Genomic DNA, 17,764 nt, shown 5'->3' on the forward strand with positions numbered 1-17,764 from the left:
CCAAAAAATTTCGAAGACCTGTTGATTGGAGTGGAAGGCACGCAGACTCCTGTGGGAGATAGCGGCAAGGCTGAGACCCCGCAAGAGCTTGCTCTGAGGAGGCTCAGCGTCGCCCCGCGGAAAGCGAAGTGCCTGCAACGCAAATCAACAGCCCCCATTAACAAGTGAAAAAAGTCTAAAAGCTGCTCCAAATTGGATCAGCTTTTTTCTATGTTTCTAAACAACACTCCTTAATGGCGCCTCCGCTTTTCTCTCTTTATTTTCAAATCCCCTTCCAGTATCCTTAAAAAAGAAGAGAAAATTAAACAGGCAATCTGAAATAAACGAGGGATCCCTATGAAACAAATACACAGCGACATCATCCAGTTCCGCGGCACCCACTATGACTTCGGCTATATGCAGGGAGAAAAAATCAAAAACTCCCTTTCCGTAAAAAACCGCGAAGAACAATGGAAAGTAAGAAAACCGCGCTTCATCATCGATGAAAAAGAAGCAAAGGATGCAATCAAAAAATTCGCCCCCGGCACTTGGGACGAACTGCTCGGCCTCCAGGAAGCACTGGAATGGCCGATGCAGAAAGTCCTCCAGGAGTTCGGCGGCTATCGCGTCGATTATAACCGATCCGGCTGCTCCATCTTGACAGGCAGCAGCTATCTGATCCGCAACTACGACTATCATCCCAAAACCTATGAAGGCCGCTACACCCTTTTCCAGCCAACTGACCAGGGCTATGCCATCATCGGGCCCAGCCAGCGGGTCACAGGGCGGATGGATGGAATGAACGAAAAAGGCCTGGTGGTAGGCTATAACTTCATGAACCGGAAAAAACCGGGCGACGGCTTTATCTGCTGCATGATCGGGAGGCTGCTTCTTGAATCATGCGCAGATGCCGATGAAGCTGTAAGCATGCTCAAGGAGATTCCGCACCGCCATTCTTTCACCTATGTTGTATATGACCGAAGCGGGAAATCCTTTGCGGTGGAAACTTCCCCGCGCCGTGTGGAGATCCGGCAGACGAATGCCTGCACCAACCATTTTGAAATTATGAAAGATGAAAACCGCCACCATTTGGCAGACTCACTCCGCAGGCTTGCTGTTATCAAAGAAACAGGCGTGGAAATGACCGAAGCGATGGAGGCGTTCAGACTCCTGAATGATACAGATAAAGGCGTTTTTTCTGATTTATACAGCAGCTGGGCCGGCACCATCCACACATCAGGTTATTTGCCTCAGGAAGGTAAAGCCTGGTTTGCCCTGGGCGGCGACCGGAGCCCGGTTGAATTTGACTTTGACAGATGGCTGCAGGGAGAAGATATTGATATGAAAAGGATCACAGGTGAAGTGAATACCAGCATCCCCTTCCTGCATATGGATGATCATGCAAACTGGTTCAGCAAATAAACGTTGCCGGAGGTATGGATATGAATAAGAAAAGGCTGTTCCTGCTGTCCGGTCTTATTATTACAATAACAGTCGGCATCGGACTTTATTGGCTTTATTTTTCCAAACCGGACGGACTGCCTGATGACAAGAAGCTCATAGATTATATGAACCGCTATCATTCCGACATGCAGGCCAGTGATATCAAGGCAATCATCCCAGTCGATGAAGAGCATGTTTTTGTTCCTTTTGTGAGGAAAGGCGGAGAATATGGCGCCAGCTTCTGGACATGGAGAAAGCGCGATTGGGAGCTTGATTATATCAGCTCTGCCGGGGAGCCGAAGATTTGGCGGATCGACCCGGATGACCCATCTTCATTCCGGATAGCCTGGAGCTTTTCGCCTGACAGCGGCTTAGAAAAGATTCGCTACTATTTAATGAGAGACAGGGACTTTTTTGTTTCAGGGGGAAAAGAGACTTATTTGCCAAAGGTGCAGATGGAGCATGAAACCATGCTTGATGAAGGCAGCTATGGGATGATGGAGCTGCCGGAAGAGTGGAAGTCCGTCGCGGGTTCGTTGGCGGATTCTGCCAAGAAGAGCCAGCCTGATTGGTTCTCTTTTCCTGTGCTCGGCATCCATTTTGGCTGGATTGGCTACGATGAAAATGGAAAAACCTTTATTCCGGATGTGGGTGACAGCTTTGGTACTGGCGGTTCAAATATAGATTATATGCAGATGCTTGGGGAGAATGACATTGAACAGCCAGGGAGGAAAGAATGAAAGAACAGGATTATGATAGACTTCTTCATATTAAAACAGAGGGCGGACAGCAGGGGTTTAACCGGTCCTTCCATTATCACCGATATGAAGCGACGCCTTATTCCGCGCTGGACATTTTATTTCAGGATTACAAGCTGGCGGGCACTGACAGGCTTGTTGATTTCGGCTGCGGGAAGGGCCGGCTTGTCTTTTACAGCCACTATCTGTTCCAGGCTTCCGGCACAGGTGTTGAAATGAATGAAGATTTATATGAAGAAGCTCTTCGAAACGCAGAAACTTATGTGAAAAAAAGCAGAAAAAGCAGGGGGATGCTCCAATTTGAATGCAGCCTTGCAGAGGAATACAGCATTAAGGCTGAGGAGAATTGCTTTTACTTCTTCAACCCATTTTCCATCCAGGTGTTCAGGAACATCATTGCGAATATCCTTTTGTCTGTGGAAGAGCACCCGCGCACTGCAGATATTGTGCTGTATTACCCTTCAGAGGATTATATTTTTTTCCTTGAAAATTATACAAGCTTTGAGCTGGAAAAAGAGGTTGAGCTTCCTGAAAGCAGCCATGATCATAATGAAAGGTTTTTGATCTACAGGCTAAAGATGTGAAATCGCTTACATTTTATTTGCTGGAGATATAGAATTTATTGGAAATGATAGATATAATGGTTTCAAGATAAATAGTAAATGGGGTAGGAGAATGAATAAGAAAAAGATCCTTCTGATTAGCGGCATTGTCATCGTGCTTTTGGCTGCGGTTCTGATAGGAGCAGGCAACTACTTTTATAATGTAGCAATCAATCGGAGTGATGAGTCCCTGAAGCTCCATGGCGGCAGCGAGTCAAGAGCAGTCAGTGCAATGGCAGCTGAGGAAGAGGCGGCCAAGCTTGCTGAAGTGATGGAGTGGACGGAAAAACAGGACTTCAAGACTGTTGAAATCACTTCGGACGACGGGCTGAAGCTAAAGGCAGCTTTCCTGAAGAACCCGGATTCCAATGGCAGGGCAGTCATCCTGGCTCATGGATATAAAGGCAGCAGCGAACAGATGCCGGGCGTTACGAAATTTTACTATGAGCAGGGGTTTGACGTCCTGAAGCCGGATGCCAGGGGCCATGGCTTAAGCGAAGGGAATTATATCGGCTATGGCTGGCATGAACGGAAGGACTATGTGAAGTGGGCCAGCAGGCTGATAAAAGAGGAAGGGGCAACTGATATTTTTCTGCACGGCTTTTCCATGGGGGCAGCGACCGTCCTGATGGCAAGCGGGGAAAAGCTTCCGCCGGAAGTGAAAGGGATCATTGAGGATTCAGGCTACACAAACGTTCATGAAGAGCTATCCCACCAGCTGAAATATCTGTACCATCTGCCTTCATTCCCTCTCATGCAAGTGACGAGCGCTGTGACGAAGGTAAGGGCAGGCTATACGTTCAGCGAAGCTTCGGCAGTTGAACAGGTGAAAAAGAATAAGCTTCCGCTCTTCATCATCCACGGTGACCAGGACGAACTGGTCCCGACCGAAATGGCAGACCGGATTTATGATGCGGCGACAAGCGAGAAGGAAATCTGGATTGTGCCGGGGGCCGGTCATACAGAGGCTTATACAATCGCTGAAGAAGAATACCAGAAGCGCTTGACGGCTTTTATTAAAAAAGTGCAAAATAAGTAAGGCAGAATTGGAAATTTGATTGAATATTTACAATTTTGTGAACTATAATAGATGCAGGCATGGACTTTTTTCGTTTATTTTATAAAATATCACGAAGAGGAGGACCGTTCTGCATTACAAAGTAGACAAACAAGTTTTTCATCCAGGGGGGAATAAAAATGGTCATGAAGTACTTACAGAGAATGGGCCGCTCTTTAATGCTGCCTGTAGCCGTGCTGCCGGTGGCTGCGATTTTGATGGGGATTGGTTACGCTATTGATCACGATGGCTGGGGTGCAGGCAACGCAGCTGCAGCATTCCTGATTAAAGCAGGGGGTTCCATTCTTGATAATATTCCAGTACTGTTCGCAGTCGGAATTGCCTTGGGGATGGCTAAGGAAAAAGATGGTTCCTCAGCTATTTCCGGATTGGTCGCCTACCTCGTTGTGACAACGCTGCTGGCAACTGACACGGTTGCGATGCTGCAGGGTGTAGATGCAGCTGATGTTAACCCGGCATTTGGAAAGATTGAGAATGCTTTTGTCGGTATCTTATCAGGAATTGTAGCGTCGATTATGTATAACCGCTTTGCCAAGGTGAAGCTTCCGGATGCCCTGGCATTCTTCAGCGGAAAGCGGCTGGTGCCGATCATGTCAGCTGTAACGATGCTGGCTGTGGCCGCAATCCTGTTCTTTGTCTGGCCGCTCATCTATTCCGGACTGGTATCCTTCGGGACAGCGATAAGCAAGATGGGCTTTGTGGGCGCGGGCCTTTACGGGTTCTTTAACAGGCTCCTGATCCCAACAGGCCTTCACCATGCTTTGAACTCTGTGTTCTGGTTCGATACTGTCGGAATCAATGATATCGGAAAGTTCTGGGCAAGTGAGGGGACTAAAGGGGTAACTGGCATGTATCAGGCAGGCTTCTTCCCTGTCATGATGTTCGGCCTTCCGGCTGCTGCCCTGGCCATGTACCATACGGCGAAATCAAAGCAGAAGAAAATGGCGGCATCCTTGCTGCTTGCTGCAGGGTTTGCTTCTTTCTTTACAGGAGTGACTGAGCCGCTCGAGTTCTCATTCATGTTCATTGCGCCTGCTCTTTATGTCGTGCATGCGGCATTAACGGGAATCTCGCTTGCTGTTGCGGCCTTCTTCCAGTGGACAGCCGGCTTCGGCTTCAGCGCGGGACTGATTGACTTTGCACTGAGCTTGAGCATCCCTATTGCCAACCAGCCCTGGATGCTGCTGGTTCAGGGGCTCGTATTTGCAGTCCTGTATTATGTGCTGTTCAGATTCCTGATCACCAAGTTTAACCTATCCACTCCTGGCCGGGTTGAAATGACTGAGGGAGCTGAAGGCGGAGAAGTATCTGCCCCTGCGGCAGGAAGTGAAAAATTCGCCATCATGGCTGCTAAAATCTATGACGGCCTCGGCGGAGATGCGAACGTTACATCTGTAGACAACTGTGTGACCCGCCTTCGCATTGAAGTGAAGGACATGGAGCAGGTCGACCAGAAAAAGATTAAAGATACCGGGGTTCCGGGAATCAATATTGTCGGTCCTACAAGCATTCAGGTCATCGTTGGCACATCAGTGCAATTTGTAGCCGATGAAATAGAAAAGATCAGGAAATAACATTGAAAAAGCCGGGCGATGCCTGGCCTTTTCTTCTTTTCTCTTTATATATGGAAAGGGGAGGGGATGGTATGAAGGAAAAAAAGCATAGAAAAAGAAGGCAAAAAGGGAGCATGCATCCTTTTATTGTCTTTACTCTTCTTATGATAGCTGCTGCCATGATTTCTCTGTGGGCCAATGAAGGCTACAGCAGCATGGGAGAAGGGTAGATAGCACTGATTCGCCGGAATTTTTCAGGAGGGCCGTTTCGCTTAATCGCTTTCTAGTAAGCTATGGAATTCCGGTCAAAAGAAGCGGGATAGCGCCTAAGGACAGACAGAGGTTCTTTTCTCAATATGGCCATCCAGGAAAGGACTCAGACGTTGACCGTCATGCTGTGCTGCTGAGAGTTTTGGAGAATTGACGATCAGCTTAAGCATGGCAGAGCTGGGCCCCAACTCTATTATGAGTGTTGTGGTCCATAGACTGTGCAGGACACGCCGCGAATTAGCTATCTCTAAACAGAGTCCATCACATTTCATCCCTTGATACCTCAGGTAAAATGGTCCATAATCACAAATAGAAGAAAGGCGTTTATTAAGAGGGGGGCGGATGGTGCTGAAGGATACTTTACGGCAGATTGAATATGAAATTGCGATGCTTGTGAGGCTGACGACTGCCCACAGTCCGAAGCTGGGGAGCCTTGACCGGTCGGAGTATCTGCTGCTGAGTGAGATTTCTGCGCATGAGCCCCTGGCAATCAATGCACTGGCAGAAAAGCTGATGCTGAATCTCTCTACAGCGAGCAGGCAGATCGCCGTTCTCGAAGGAAAAGCTTATATTGAACGTTTTCCGGATGAACATAACGGCCGGATCAGCCTGGTCCAGCTGACAGATAAAGGACGGGCGGTGCTTCAGAAGGTGAAAGAAGCGCGCCAGTCTGTTTATGGGGAAATCTTGAAAGACTGGTCACCGGACGAGCTGGCAGGGCTGGAAGCCAGCCTGACAAGGCTTAATAAAGATTTCAAACTATGGGGAAAATAATACGGATGAGGAGAGAGCCGCCTAGGCTCTTTTTTTGTTGGATATTACCTGTTGCAGAATCACTGTAAAGTTGTATAATACAATATATTGTCTATAAGTTGTATAATGCAACTTGTAAAAAGAAATATAAGTTTTGAAAGGAGGATCTGCTGTTGAGTCAACCTGTCAATATTTCCGGCTCTGATCCGAAAAAGATGGCCATTCCGCCATATTTGGCCATATCCATTCTGACCATCTTTTCTATCGGGCCGCAGTACTTTTTAAATTTATCTTATATTCTCAATCAGGGGATCATTCAAAACGGCCTGAACCTTGGTTCGAATGATCTGCTGCTGCCGTCCACATTATCCAATCTTGCATTTGCGTTCGGTGTGCCGCTAGGTCCGGTGCTGGCAAGGAAGATCGGCCTTAAGAGGAACTATCTGACCTTTGTGCTGGTTTTCCTGCTTGGCTCTGTACTGGACGCGCTGTCACTGGGCATTACAACATTGACGGCAGGCCGGATCATACAGGGAATCAGCGCCGGCATCCTTTTCCTGACGATTTTGCCGGTCAGCCTGACTTCTTTTCCGAACAAAATCCGCAATACCTTCCTGCTGATGGCGATTGGGGGACTATTCGGGTCGAGTGCTGTCGGGGCATTCTTTGGAAGCATTTCGCTCTCATCAGGCATGTGGCGCTGGCTGTTTATCCTGAACATCGTTTCAAGCATTTTATGCCTTGTAATGGGAAGTATTTTTCTTCCATCAGCACAGGATGAGAAAAAACATAAGGAGCCGCCTGCGGATAAAAAAGGGATTTTCCTGTTAGGGTTATTTATCCTAAGCCTCGCCTATCCCCTTTGCAATCTGATGGAAGAGGGCTTCTCATCGATCAGGATCTGGCCGCTGCTGGTTCTCGCCGCCATCATCATGCTCCTCTTTATCTATATTGATTTAAAATCGGAGAATCCGCTTGTTCCGTTTGGCTCTCTCAAGGCAGCCAAGCCGGTGTCAGGCACTATCATGGCAGTCGCGTCCCATATTTCACTCATTTTTGCCCTTGCCGGGATCAATGGGTTTCTCCGGAATAATAAAGACTTGCCATTTGAGTATCTATCGCATTTTTATTTCTGGTTTTTCATCGGGATATTGATCACAGCTATCCTGAAAACTTTATTATATGACAGGCTTGGAGCAGGCATTCTGGGGACAATCGGTTCACTGGCTGTCATTTACGTCAGCTGGAGATGGATGAACATCACTCCTGATATCTCCCTTCATGCTCTCTATTTCCAAATCGCCTGCCTTGGGGCAGGGGTCAGCATGGTGCTGGTGGCAGGAGCACTTGGGACGGCCCTGGCCGGGGACATCCATAAAGCCTCCAAGCGGTCAGTCACCCTGCATTCGATCAGGAATTTTGCCGGGGCAGTGGCTGCTCCGTTGCTCGGCTGGTTCATATACAGGCAGAATGCGTATCATTATGAAGCAGTCAGGATCCACGCAAGTAAATATGACCCGGAAGTACAGGCGGAAATGGCCAGGATGACAAGGCATCTGATGGAAAGCGGATTGCCATTGGCCAAGGCGAAGAGCATGGCATTCTATGAATTGGTCGTTAATGCGAAAAAGTCGGCCATCCTTACGGCATACCATGACCTGTTTACGATCATGCTGGGAATCGGCGTCATCATGCTGCTGGCTTCCATCGGCAAGATTGCGACAGGGAAAGGGCGTTCGCTTGTCCAAAAGCAAAAAAGAATTCTTCTGCCCGCTCCGGACAGCCGGCAGGCACATAAATAATAGAGGTTACCTGAGAGGAGAAAGATGAATGAGTAAAGGACGTTTAATCCTGACAAATATTATTGGCATCCTGGTTGTGTTCGCATTGATTGCAGCAGGTGCTTATTACTATTACCAGAATGAAAACTATGTAACGACTGATGATGCAGTGGTATCAGCCGATATGATGCAGGTAACGGCACCGGCATCAGGGATGCTTGCAGAATGGAAGCTGGAAGAGGGGAAAAGTGTCTCCGAGAATGCAAGCGTCGGAAAAGTAGCGGCAGGAGAAACTTCTGTTCCTGTCAGCAGCTATATGAACGGCACGGTCATCCAGAATCAAGCCTATCCTCATCAGATGGTCCAGGCGGGACAGGCGCTGGCAGTTGCTGCAGACATGGAGCATCTTTATATTACGGCCAATATTAAGGAAAAAGACTTGAAGGAGATTGAAGTGGGAGACAGTGTTGAAATCAAGGTTGATGGAGATGGGAACACATTATTTGATGGAGAAGTAGAGGAAATCGGCTTTGCCACCAATTCATTATTTTCTGTGCTGCCCCAGCAAAGCTCCAATGGCAGCTACACCAAAGTGGCCCAAAAGGTCGCAGTGAAAATTTCCCTGAAAAATGCTTCAGACAAAGTGCTGCCGGGGATGAATGCGGAAGTGAAAATTTCGCTCTAAAAGAAGCGATTAAAGGAAAAATGCGGGGAGGAAAGGCAATTGAAGATATACGTGGTTTACGATAGCGAAGGCATGCATACGGAAGCCCTGGCCAGGTCCATTGCTGAAGGCGCCCGGACGATAGAGGGAGCAGAGGTATTGATTGATCATGTCAGCCAGGCAGATGTGTATAAACTCCCGGAAATGGATGCCATCATATGGGGATGCCCGGGCCATTTTGGAACCATCAGCTCAGGCTTGAAGGCGTGGATTGATAAGCTGGGCTATTTATGGGCGGAAGGAAAGCTGGTCAATAAAATTGGCGCGGTTTTCTGTACAACGGCAACCACTCACGGTGGCCTCGAGGCAACGATGCTCAATCTGATTACGCCCATGCTCCATCAAGGGATGATTATTGCCGGACTGCCTGCCAATATTCCGGCAAATGCCTTATACGGCTCTTATTATGGTGTCGGCATCACCTGCCCGATTGATTCAGACGAGAAGATATCAAATGAAGGGCTGGAACTCGGGAGAACCCTCGGTGAACGGGTTTCACTTCTGGCCAGACGGCTTGATGCCGGCAGAGACGGAGCTGGTCAGTAATGGCCGGCATCATATTTTGCCTTTTGGCTGCTTTAATCGTGGCTGCCAGCCTGATTGCTGCCAATCTAAACTCTACACGCAGACATGGTCAGCTGGAGGAGAAAAAGAGTGCCAGCCAGGCAGTGCTCCAGGCTCCTGAGGAACATCCTGCTGAACCCGTTCAGGATGCAGGGGAAGCAGCAGGCACACCAATAAAGCCTGCTGCGGAAGATGCAGAACGGATGGAAGACCATGCATACCGGCAGGCCCTGCAATCTTTTATGAAGGAAAATGAGAAAAAGCATGATTCCTCTGACAGCAGGATGGATGACCAGGCATTCCGCGGTGCCTTAAAATCACTGAACCAGAAAAAAGAAAAGTAAAGTTCAACCCGCATCTGGCAAAGGATGCGGGTTTGCCTGATTTTAAGGATTGCCGGCTGAAAGTTTTTATCTGCACATGAAATAAAGGCATTAAGGGGATTCTTTTTAATACCGAGCAATATATGTTGACTTTTTTTCACCAGTGAATTAATCTAAGTAACGTTGTTTGAATTAAACCGATAAAAATACTAGGAGATTGATGCACACATGAAGAAGTACGCACTAATTTTACTCACATTTGCATTAGCGATTTCCCTTGCTGCATGCGGAAGCAGCGGCGATGGAGACAAAGATACAGCGAAAGACCAGAGCCTGTATGACCAGATCAAGGAAAAAGGCGAAATCACTATCGGGACTGAAGGAACCTATGCCCCGTTCACCTACCATGATAAAGAAGGAAAGCTGACCGGCTTTGACATTGAAATTGCAGAAGAAGTGTTCAAGCGCCTTGATATCAAGCCTGTGTTTGTTGAGACTAAATGGGACGGCATGATTGCCGGACTTGATGCAAAACGCTACGACCTGGTTGCGAATGAAGTAGCCGTCCGTGAAGACCGCCTTGAAAAATACGATATGTCAGATCCATATATCGTTTCTAAAGCGGTGCTGATCGTTCATGAAAATAATGATGAAATCAAGACGCTTGATGATTTGGACGGCAAAAAGGTCGGGCAGTCACTGGACTCAAACTACCGTAAAATTGCTGAAGAGCATGGGGCTACGAACACGGTGGTAGAAGGCTTCAATCAATCAATAGATCTGATAACATCAGGCAGGATCGATGCGACACTCAATGACAGCCTTTCTTATCTTGACCTTAAGAAGCAGCGTCCTGAGCTTCCTGTTAAAACAGTTTTTGAAGAAGAGAATGCAACAAGTAATGCCTTCCTTTTCCGCAAAGGCAGCGATGAGCTTGTCGAGGCTGTGAACGGAGCTCTTGCAGAAATGAAGGAAGACGGAACATACCTGGAAATTTCAAAAAAATGGTTCAACACAGACGTATCGAAATAAAGGATCTGATATAGATGTTTGATGAACGCTCAGAACGAATTATAGGAATCCTCGCTGATTCCTTTTTTCCTATTCTAAAAGCCGGGATCTATTTTACAATCCCGCTCACACTGATTACATTTGCCCTCGGCTTGATTCTTGCGTTTTTTGTGGCCCTTGCCCGATTATCCAGCATCAAGCCGCTTGTCGCGCTGGCCAGGTTTTATGTTTGGATCTTCAGGGGAACCCCGCTGCTGGTCCAGATTTTCATCCTGTTTTTTGGACTTCCAAGCGTAGGCATCACACTGGATCCGTTCCCGGCCGCTGTGATTGCTTTTACCTTGAACAAGGGTGCATACAGCTCTGAAATCATCCGGGCGGCAATCCTTTCCATCCCCAAGGGGCAATGGGAAGCGGCTTCCTCTGTCGGGATGACCAGGAGCCAGGCCATGAGGCGCATCATCGTTCCCCAGGCAGTCAGAGTCTCACTCCCTCCGCTCGGGAATTCTTTTATCAGCCTGGTAAAAGATACTTCCCTGGCAGCGACCATCACGGTTACCGAGATGTTCCAAAAGGGGCAGCAGATTGCGGCAGCCACCTATGAACCGCTGTGGCTGTACATCGAGGTTGCTTTTATTTATCTGATTTTCAGCACAGTCCTGTCTTATTTCCAGAACAAGCTTGAAGACCGTTTTGGAAGAAGCGTAGCCAAATAATGGAGGTGCCTGAATGATAAAGATTGAAAACCTGTATAAGAAATTCGGCGAACTGGAAGTGCTGAAAGGGATCGACCTGTCCATCCCGACCGGGAAAACGGCCGTTATCATCGGCCCTTCAGGATCCGGGAAGACAACACTTCTCAGATGCATGAATCTGCTCGAAACTCCTGATGCCGGTAAGATCGAGCTTGGAAACAAAACGCTCCAGTTCGGGGATTCTGCGAAAATTAAAACGGCGGAAATGGTAGCCTTCCGCAAGCAGACCGGCATGGTATTCCAGAATTATAATCTCTTCCCGCATTTGACCGCGGCTGAAAATGTAATGGAAGGCCAGATGGTCGTCTTGAAGCGCTCGAAAGAGGAAGCGCGGAAAAAAGCACTGGGCCTCCTCGAAAAGGTGGGGCTCAAAGATCGTGCCGATAATTACCCGCACCAGCTGTCCGGCGGCCAGCAGCAGCGGGTCGGCATTGCCCGGGCAATGGCAATGGATCCGCAGGTACTGCTCTTCGATGAACCGACATCAGCTCTTGACCCGGAGCTGGTCGGGGAAGTGCTGAAGGTAATGAAGGATCTTGCCAAAGAAGATATCACGATGGTTATCGTGACACATGAAATGAGCTTTGCCCGCGATGCTGCCGATGAAGTCATCTTCATGGACGGCGGTGTTGTCGTTGAGAGAGGAACACCAGAGGACGTATTTGAAAAATCACAAAACAAGCGGACACAGCAGTTTTTAAACAAAGTGACTGCCCGATAAAGTGGAGGCCCTGCGCAGATGCAGGGCCTTTCTTTATAGAGTTTTGCATCAATACATCAGATATATCTTTTTACTATGAAAAGTGATAGATTAAACTCAGAATGGGAAGGGGGCAGATGTTATCAGGAAATTAAAACAGATTTTATTCGTCACAGCCGGCTTCCTGGCCCTGGGCCTTGGCATCCTGGGCATCATCCTTCCCGTCGTTCCGACCACCCCGCTGCTTCTGCTGGCTTCATTCTGCTTTATGAAAGGATCGGAAAAGTTTGAAGCCTGGTTTAAGCAGACAGGTATTTATAAAAAGCATCTGGAAAGCTTTGTGAATAAAAAGGCGATGACACTAAGGCAAAAATTCACGATCCTGCTGTTTGCTGACGCCATGATCATCATTGCATTCTTCTTGACGGATCTCACAGCAGTCAGGATTATGCTGGTAATCATTGTTCTGTATAAATACTATTATTTCTTCTATAAAATAAAAACCTTGCCGGATTAAGGCAAGGTTTTAGCATTTTATCCTGTTTCTCCTCAATAGGCTGACCGTCTTACCAAAGACCAGGCTTGACGACCATGAACCAGAGCATGGCGGATAGAAGGATGATGTAAATCCAGACAGTGCGGTTAAGCTGAGCCGCTGCTTTTTCCTTATCGGTCCCTTCTTCCCGGAATTTCCGCAGCTTCGGCGTGAAAGCGCGCGCCAGGAAAAAGAGAGAGAGAAACAGGATGATCAGGGTCATGACAACCCAGGAGGTGCCCCATGTCCATGGTCCGGCTGCGATCAAAATCACGCCGGATCCTACAAGGACGTGACCGGAGTGCTTGGAGAGCCTGACAACGGACCGGAAAGTATCCATATAAGCTTCAAGCTCGGCACCGGCGGCAGTCTTCAGCTTCTTCACAATCGGGAAGAGGATGAAGAATGGCCCGATTGACATAATCGCACTAAGTACATGTATGTATATAACAGCCCGGTAGATTAAATCCATTGAGTCTTACGCTTCAGCCGGTTTGAATTCGTGGACCCATACCTTCATATGCGGAAGCCAAGGCATTCCTTTATGATACGAAAGGATTGTCTGCTTATAATCCTCGACAGAGCCGAAGCCTTCCTGGCGGGCATGTTCGTCGGTAAGCTCACCGAGAGTCTGGCTGTAAACGGAAGTCACGATGAATTCTTTATCCTTGAGCACCATGATTTCCCCGATATCAGCATACCTGCCATTCCTTCTCGTAGCTGTCTTTTCTCCTTTTAGTACCTTCTCGATATCCGCCGGTACCGTAACGAGTCTTTCAATGCTGCATGTTTTAGCTGGCAATCCACTATCTTGGTGTGTCATATGATTCCCCTTTCAGTTTTGTGCCCTTTAACTTTACCACATTTCACTCGGTGCGGTGAGGGCAATTCAGCTGTCAGAAGAAAAATACGGTCCCCGCATACAATACGGCAGTAATACCGGCGGCAATCAAAGCAGGCTTCAGCTTATAGCGGGCATATTCAATGACAGACAAATTCAGGATCCGGGCGATCGTATTCGTATCGTCGCTCAGCGGGGAGGCAAATGCACCAAAGGTCCCGCTGGCAAAGACAGCGCCGATGACGAGCGGAAGATAGATCCCTGAAGCAGCAGCCATTGAAATCCCGAGCGGCATCAGGATGCCCCAGGTGCCCCATGCCGACCCGATGAAATATGAGATGGCTGCTCCGAATAAAAAGAGCAGCGGCACAACGATGGATGGAGGAATCCAGCTCGAATATCGGGTGACAAACGCGGAAAAGCCCAGCGCCTCTGTTACGGACGACAGCCCCCAGACAACCGCGAGCAGGACGATGACTGACATAAGGTCATTCCCGCCGATCACGAAGCTGTTCAAAAGATCGGACGTCTTCGTCTTTTGGAACCGGAAAAACAAAAATGTAAATAAAACAGTAAATACAAGGGCAATCAGCATAGCATCCATCACATCCGCTTTAATGAAGGCAGCGGCAAAGCCCCCTGCCTTCTTATAGCCGTCCCACCATGTGAATATTAAAGTCAGAACAACAACAAGCGCAAGCGGTACCAACAGATTCCACGGCTTTTCCGGCAAGTCTCTCCCAACAGCCGGGTCGCAAGTATGCCAGTCATCTTCATCATCGCCGGATTTTCCGATCTTTTCAGGATTGCTGTCCTGCGTTGACTTTGAATGATGGAAGAAGCTCAAATAAATGCCGAGAAGAATCATCACAAATGAAAAGAAATTAAAAGGGATGCTCCTCAGGAACAGATCATAAGGATCGGCATTTATGTTCTCATTGCTGACAGCAATATCGACAATGGAGGTCATATAGCCGACAAAGGCTGTAGCGATCGGTATCAGGACAATGATGGGAGTTGCTGTGGTCTCGATAACAAAGCCAAGCTCCTGTGTCGACATTTTCACTTTTTTCAAAAGTGCCCGCATGATCGGCGCAATCGTGACGAACCGGAAGCTGGGGGCCGAAAAGGTCCCAACCGTGGAAAGGTAAGTGAGAAGGAGTGCCTGCCTTTTATTTTGGATCCTGACTGACGCCTCCTCAACAAACCCCCTGATGCCCCCGGAAATCTTGATCATGCCGACAAGGCCGGAAAAAGCATAAAGAAAAAGGATGATCTTAATATTATTTTCATCTATGAGCCCTTTAACGAGAAAACGGATGAGCGTCTCCAAGCCTCCTGCCAGTGTCGGCTGAAGAAGGAAGGATCCGGCGAGAAGGCCGGCAAAAAGGCCTGGAAGGACCTGTTTGGTTTTTATGGCAATGGGTATCGCAATCAGAAATGGAAGGATAGAAAACCAGTCAGTCTGCACAATCATTCACCCTGTCTTTTGTCATAGTGTTAGATTGCCGAGGTTGGGAAAAAATTATTCCGATTGTGGGCAAGGTTTCCTATATGAACTTCCATTGACATATAACCATAAGGTGTTATATTTTAAAAGTGTAACCAAAAGGTTGTATATTCGTCGGAAAAGGAGAATCATTATGGCAAAAGCAGATGATATCGTCAAGGTCATCACCATTGAAGCACCAATTGAGAAAGTATGGGCAAAGGTAGCCTCTTCAGAAGGAATCGCGGAATGGTTCATGCCGAATGATTTCAAGCCTGAACTGGGCTGTGAATTTCATCTTCAGTCCCCTTTTGGGCCTTCTCCATGCAAGGTGACCGAGCTTGATCCGCCTTACAGGCTTTCTTTTCTCTGGGACAATGATGGATGGACTGTTTCGTTCCTGTTAAAAGAGAAGGGCGGGAAAACAGAGTTCACTCTTATCCATGCCGGCTGGAAGGAAACCGGTGAAATCCTGCCAAAGGCCCGCGAGGCGAGCGGCGTTGTCAGGGAGCGCATGAGCGGCGGCTGGTCAGGCATTGTAGAAAAATTGAAGAAAGCTGTGGAGTCATAATGTCCGCCCCGGCACAAAAATACGATGTTTTCCAGGCTGTGGCTGATCCGACGCGCCGCGAAGTCTTAAGGCTGGTTGCAGAGAAGGAGCGTCCTGTATCAGAAATTGCCGGCCATTTTTCCATTAGCAGAACTGCAGTGGCCAAGCATCTCCATATCCTTTCAGAAGCGAAGCTGATCAAGGGGCGAAAGGCGGGGAGGGAGAAGCTTTACACACTCCAGCCCGAATCCCTCGCTGAATTGAGGGAATGGCTCGCTTATTTCGACCGGTTCTGGGATAACCGGTTATCGGTGCTCAAGCATCTCATTGAAAATGATAAAAGCACTTATCTGGAGCACAATGAAAAGGAAGAATAGAATGAAATGAAGCAGGCCATTCAGACTGGCCTGTTTTTGAAATTTTCCCAACCTATTTTATGATGTGCTCACCCTCAAAATATAGTAAACTTGAATTTAGGCTATTTTTACTATAAGTGTTATCAAGAAGAGGAAGTTAGAGCAGATGAAAAATGCCAAGCTCAAAGCCATCATTATAATATCAGCAGGGTTGCTGCTATTGTTTACTATTTTCAACATGTATATATCTTATGTAAGCATAAAAGGCTCTACCGTAAGGTCCATCGCCAGCCAGACGCTTGAAACAGCCAAATCTATTGCAGATACCATGCCAGTCATCATTTATGAGGAGTTTCTGGAAAATCCGGAAAAAGGGCCGGAATATGAAGCTATCAAAAGGTATCTGGAGGATGTCAGGAAGAAGACAGGCTCGCTCCATGTGTATACCCTCCTCATTGATAATCCCGAGGTTTCGAGGGCAATGATAGCCGGGCTCCCGCCAGGTGCCGAAGAGTTTCCAATCGGCGGGATCTGCACTGTACCTGAGGAGCAGGTGAAGCTGGCCTATAATGGGAAGCCTTTTAGTACCGGCCTCATCCAGGATCCCGAATATGGAGAGTATTTGACTGCAGGCGCGCCAATCAAAAATTCGGAAGGTGCAACCATTGGTTTCCTGGCCATCGACATCAGCGCGGAAATGATCGGAAGCATCAGCAGCAAGGTGCTGAAAGGCAGTTTATCCAACCTGGTCTTCAACGGAGTCTTTGTACTGTTTCTCCTCGCGGCATTCATCTTTATCCAGCGCTGGTACCAGCGCGAGCTGAAAAATGAAGTCGGTGAGACGGAATATACGTACCAGGCAGAGTTTGATTCGCTTCTTTCCTCAGTCCGGTCATTGAGGCATGATTACTCAAACCATATCCAGGTGCTTCACGGCCTGCTGAAGATTGAGAGCTATGATCAGGCCCTTTCTTATCTGACGGCCCTTTCCAAGGAAGTGCATTCCATTGAATCCATCAAGCTCGATACGGTCAACCCCGGGCTGGGGGTACTGCTTGAAACAAAAAGGCTGCTGGCGCAAAATTACGGCATCGAAGCCAGATTTTCCGTTTCTGAGGACTCTTTTGATCTTATTAAAACAACAGACCTGATTAAAATCCTCTCTAATTTGATAGATAATGCCATAGAGGCTTCCCTTGAGCTTCCTGAGGAAGAAAGGAAGCTGTCAGTATCCTGCACGGCAGGTGAAGGCCACTATATGTTTACCGTGACAAACACAGGCCCCTGCATAAATTCATGGGATAAAGAAAAGATTTTCGAAAGCGGATTTTCAACGAAAAAACCGGAAAAAGGCAAAACAAGAGGCCAGGGGCTGTTCATTGTAAAACAGATCACCAGCCGCTATGGCGGCCAGGTTACCTTAGATTCACATCATTCGGTTACTTCTGCTAAAGTGGTCATTCCTGCAGCTGCTGGAAAGAGCCCGGCAAAATGAAAAAGGATAAAATCCCATGGGATTTTATCCTTTTTCTTATACAGAAAATCCACCCTCGAAAGGATGGACAGGAAAGGGAAAAGGGTTCTTATTTTTGCTTTCTCGGATATTGACTTGCCGCTTGGCGCTTCATTTGCTCTTCGCGTTCAGCATCTTTTTTGAACGCTTCCATTGCTTTGTAAAAAAGCAGGCTCATCTCTTCCG

Annotated in this window: 21 protein-coding genes; 18 read left to right on the forward strand and 3 right to left on the reverse strand. The window is 47.8% G+C overall.

The features are described 5' to 3' along the window. Positions 1-336: 336 nt before the first annotated feature. The 15 genes from CYJ37_RS21030 (at position 337) to CYJ37_RS21100 (ending at position 12,811) form a co-directional block, all read left to right on the forward strand. A complete protein-coding gene (locus CYJ37_RS21030) occupies positions 337-1,401 on the forward strand; it encodes a C45 family autoproteolytic acyltransferase/hydolase (protein ID WP_101551631.1) in 1,065 nt (354 codons plus the stop codon). Positions 1,402-1,421: 20 nt separating this feature from the next. Further along, positions 1,422-2,162 (forward strand): hypothetical protein, encoded by a 741-nt coding sequence (locus tag CYJ37_RS21035; RefSeq protein WP_101551633.1) that lies wholly within the window; start codon positions 1,422-1,424, stop codon positions 2,160-2,162. Beyond that, positions 2,159-2,764 carry an SAM-dependent methyltransferase gene (locus CYJ37_RS21040; RefSeq protein ID WP_101551635.1) on the forward strand — a complete coding sequence of 202 codons (606 nt, stop codon included), beginning with the start codon at positions 2,159-2,161 and terminating at the stop codon, positions 2,762-2,764. Before CYJ37_RS21035 ends, CYJ37_RS21040 begins: the two co-directional genes overlap by 4 nt. A gap of 91 nt (positions 2,765-2,855) precedes the next feature. Then, on the forward strand, positions 2,856-3,821 hold the full coding sequence (locus tag CYJ37_RS21045) for an alpha/beta hydrolase (RefSeq protein WP_101551637.1): 966 nt from the start codon (positions 2,856-2,858) through the stop codon (positions 3,819-3,821). A gap of 158 nt (positions 3,822-3,979) precedes the next feature. Next, on the forward strand, positions 3,980-5,434 hold the full coding sequence (gene nagE, locus CYJ37_RS21050; protein WP_101551639.1) for an N-acetylglucosamine-specific PTS transporter subunit IIBC: 1,455 nt from the start codon (positions 3,980-3,982) through the stop codon (positions 5,432-5,434). Positions 5,435-5,505: 71 nt separating this feature from the next. Continuing rightward, positions 5,506-5,643, forward strand: a complete 138-nt coding sequence (locus CYJ37_RS27425; protein WP_156916998.1) for a hypothetical protein — start codon at positions 5,506-5,508, stop codon at positions 5,641-5,643. A gap of 382 nt (positions 5,644-6,025) precedes the next feature. Next, a complete protein-coding gene (locus CYJ37_RS21060; RefSeq protein WP_022543488.1) occupies positions 6,026-6,457 on the forward strand; it encodes a MarR family winged helix-turn-helix transcriptional regulator in 432 nt (143 codons plus the stop codon). Between the two features lie 152 nt (positions 6,458-6,609). Beyond that, positions 6,610-8,238, forward strand: coding sequence for an MFS transporter (locus CYJ37_RS21065; protein WP_257964276.1), 1,629 nt, complete (start codon positions 6,610-6,612; stop codon positions 8,236-8,238). Positions 8,239-8,266: 28 nt separating this feature from the next. Next, positions 8,267-8,902 carry an efflux RND transporter periplasmic adaptor subunit gene (locus tag CYJ37_RS21070; protein ID WP_094769079.1) on the forward strand — a complete coding sequence of 212 codons (636 nt, stop codon included), beginning with the start codon at positions 8,267-8,269 and terminating at the stop codon, positions 8,900-8,902. A 39-nt stretch (positions 8,903-8,941) separates the two neighbouring features. Continuing rightward, complete coding sequence (locus CYJ37_RS21075) at positions 8,942-9,487, forward strand: NAD(P)H-dependent oxidoreductase (RefSeq protein WP_101551641.1); 546 nt, start codon at positions 8,942-8,944, stop codon at positions 9,485-9,487. Continuing rightward, positions 9,487-9,849 carry a hypothetical protein gene (locus CYJ37_RS21080; protein ID WP_101551643.1) on the forward strand — a complete coding sequence of 121 codons (363 nt, stop codon included), beginning with the start codon at positions 9,487-9,489 and terminating at the stop codon, positions 9,847-9,849. Before CYJ37_RS21075 ends, CYJ37_RS21080 begins: the two co-directional genes overlap by 1 nt. A gap of 207 nt (positions 9,850-10,056) precedes the next feature. Then, positions 10,057-10,860: an amino acid ABC transporter substrate-binding protein gene (locus CYJ37_RS21085; protein WP_101551645.1), complete on the forward strand. Its 804-nt coding sequence runs from the start codon at positions 10,057-10,059 to the stop codon at positions 10,858-10,860. A gap of 14 nt (positions 10,861-10,874) precedes the next feature. Then, on the forward strand, positions 10,875-11,555 hold the full coding sequence (locus CYJ37_RS21090) for an amino acid ABC transporter permease (RefSeq protein ID WP_094769075.1): 681 nt from the start codon (positions 10,875-10,877) through the stop codon (positions 11,553-11,555). A 13-nt stretch (positions 11,556-11,568) separates the two neighbouring features. Next, complete coding sequence (locus CYJ37_RS21095; RefSeq protein ID WP_094769074.1) at positions 11,569-12,315, forward strand: amino acid ABC transporter ATP-binding protein; 747 nt, start codon at positions 11,569-11,571, stop codon at positions 12,313-12,315. Positions 12,316-12,454: 139 nt separating this feature from the next. Next, entirely contained in the window at positions 12,455-12,811 is a 357-nt protein-coding gene (locus CYJ37_RS21100; RefSeq protein WP_257964280.1) for a YbaN family protein, read from the forward strand. A 49-nt stretch (positions 12,812-12,860) separates the two neighbouring features. Here the strand turns inward: CYJ37_RS21100 and CYJ37_RS21105 are convergent, their stop codons facing one another. The 3 genes from CYJ37_RS21105 to CYJ37_RS21115 form a co-directional block, all read right to left on the reverse strand. Then, a complete protein-coding gene (locus CYJ37_RS21105; RefSeq protein WP_094769072.1) occupies positions 12,861-13,301 on the reverse strand; it encodes a hypothetical protein in 441 nt (146 codons plus the stop codon). A 6-nt stretch (positions 13,302-13,307) separates the two neighbouring features. Next, positions 13,308-13,652: an ASCH domain-containing protein gene (locus CYJ37_RS21110; RefSeq protein ID WP_022543494.1), complete on the reverse strand. Its 345-nt coding sequence runs from the start codon at positions 13,650-13,652 to the stop codon at positions 13,308-13,310. Positions 13,653-13,725: 73 nt separating this feature from the next. Beyond that, complete coding sequence (locus CYJ37_RS21115; RefSeq protein ID WP_035401275.1) at positions 13,726-15,141, reverse strand: Na+/H+ antiporter NhaC family protein; 1,416 nt, start codon at positions 15,139-15,141, stop codon at positions 13,726-13,728. A gap of 172 nt (positions 15,142-15,313) precedes the next feature. On the opposite strand from CYJ37_RS21115, the gene CYJ37_RS21120 reads away from it, so the two are divergent. The 3 genes from CYJ37_RS21120 (at position 15,314) to CYJ37_RS21130 (ending at position 17,560) form a co-directional block, all read left to right on the forward strand. After that, positions 15,314-15,730 carry an SRPBCC family protein gene (locus CYJ37_RS21120; RefSeq protein ID WP_101551648.1) on the forward strand — a complete coding sequence of 139 codons (417 nt, stop codon included), beginning with the start codon at positions 15,314-15,316 and terminating at the stop codon, positions 15,728-15,730. After that, positions 15,730-16,086 carry an ArsR/SmtB family transcription factor gene (locus CYJ37_RS21125; protein WP_009791571.1) on the forward strand — a complete coding sequence of 119 codons (357 nt, stop codon included), beginning with the start codon at positions 15,730-15,732 and terminating at the stop codon, positions 16,084-16,086. The genes CYJ37_RS21120 and CYJ37_RS21125 overlap by 1 nt, the downstream gene beginning before the upstream one ends. A 145-nt stretch (positions 16,087-16,231) precedes the next feature. Further along, entirely contained in the window at positions 16,232-17,560 is a 1,329-nt protein-coding gene (locus tag CYJ37_RS21130; RefSeq protein ID WP_101551650.1) for a sensor histidine kinase, read from the forward strand. Positions 17,561-17,764 lie beyond the last annotated feature (204 nt).

Source organism: Bacillus sp. UMB0728 (genome assembly GCF_002858875.1).
Classification (GTDB): Bacteria; Bacillota; Bacilli; order Bacillales; family Cytobacillaceae; genus Bacillus_AB; species Bacillus_AB infantis.